This window comes from Sphingomonas sp. CCH9-E2, assembly GCF_001557215.1.
In the GTDB taxonomy this organism is placed as follows: Bacteria; Pseudomonadota; Alphaproteobacteria; order Sphingomonadales; family Sphingomonadaceae; genus Sphingomonas.
Genome location: NZ_LSJM01000151.1, coordinates 1 through 1275, shown reverse-complemented (window position 1 = coordinate 1275; position 1275 = coordinate 1). Strand labels below are relative to the sequence as shown.

The window sequence follows — 1275 nt, the reverse complement described above, 5'->3', positions numbered from 1 at the left end:
GGCTAAGGGAGGGCCTGTCACTACAGGCCGCGCTCCGTGTGGACAGGCCCTCCCCTAGCCCCTCCCGCGAGCGGGAGGGGAAATGATGTTTCGTCGATTAAAGTCTATCGTGCACCGCACGCCGGCTGGGGACGTGGCGGCACCGGTGGAAACGCGTCCGGGCGACCCCGCGCCGCGCAGCTATACCCCCAGCACCGGATCGCTCAGCCGTCGCATGATCCTGATCGCTGCGGCGTGGATCACGCTGCTGCTCGCGGGTGGCGGCTTCGCGCTCGACCGCGTGCTCACCAGCGCCGTGACGCGCAATTTCGACGAGGGGCTGGAATATATCCTGACCTCGCTGATCGTCTCGGCTGAGCTCGATCCCGATGGCAATGTCGCGTTCAACCGCCAGCTTTCAGACCAGCGTTTCCTCGAACCCTATTCGGGCCTCTACTGGCAGGTGTCCGGGCCGGGACATGAGCCCTTTCCGTCGCGCTCGCTGTGGGACCGCCGCCTCGATACGGGCATGACGCACAACGATCTCGAGCTGCACACCTATGATTCCGACCAGCTCGATCAGCGGCTGCGCGTGGTCGAACGCGATGTGAAGCTGCCCGGATCGCCGGTCCGCTGGCGTTTTCAGGTTGCCGAAACACGCGAAGTGCTCGACGCCCAGATCGCGGCGCTGCGCAAGACCCTGGTGCGCAGCTTCCTGCTGCTCGCCGCCGGCCTGATCGCGATGGCCGCGCTTCAAACCTGGTACGGCCTGCTCCCGCTGCGCAAGCTGCGCCTCGCGATCCAGAAGCTGCGCACCGGCGAAACGCCGCGGATCGACGGCGCGATGCCCGCCGAAGTCGCGCCGCTGGTGGAGGAGCTCAACGGCCTCGTCGCGCATAACGACCGTCAGGCCGAAGAGGCGCGGCGCCACGCCGGCAACCTTGCCCATGCGCTCAAGACGCCGCTGACCGTCATCATGAACGCCGCGACGGCGCAGTCGGACGACCTGCCCGCCACGGTGGTGCGCGAAGCGCGGACGATGCGCCGTCAGGTCGACCACCACCTCGCTCGCGCCCGCGCGGTCGGACGGCGCGGCAGCGCGCACAGCCGCGCGCCCGTCTGGCCCAGCGTCGAATCGGTCGAGCGCGCGGTCGCCCGCCTCTATCCCCATGTCCGCATCGACACCGACGGTCCCAAGGATCTCGTCGCGCATATCGAGCGTCAGGATCTCGACGAGATTATGGGCAACCTCGTCGAAAACGCTGCCAAATATGGCGGGGGCAGCGTGTTCGTGAC

1 protein-coding gene is annotated in these 1275 nt (G+C 67.7%); it reads left to right on the top strand.

Translation table 11 applies throughout. The features are described 5' to 3' along the window. Positions 1-145: 145 nt before the first annotated feature. A partial coding sequence (locus AX681_RS08110; protein WP_066682028.1) for a sensor histidine kinase occupies positions 146-1275 on the top strand: 1130 nt, incomplete at its 3' end.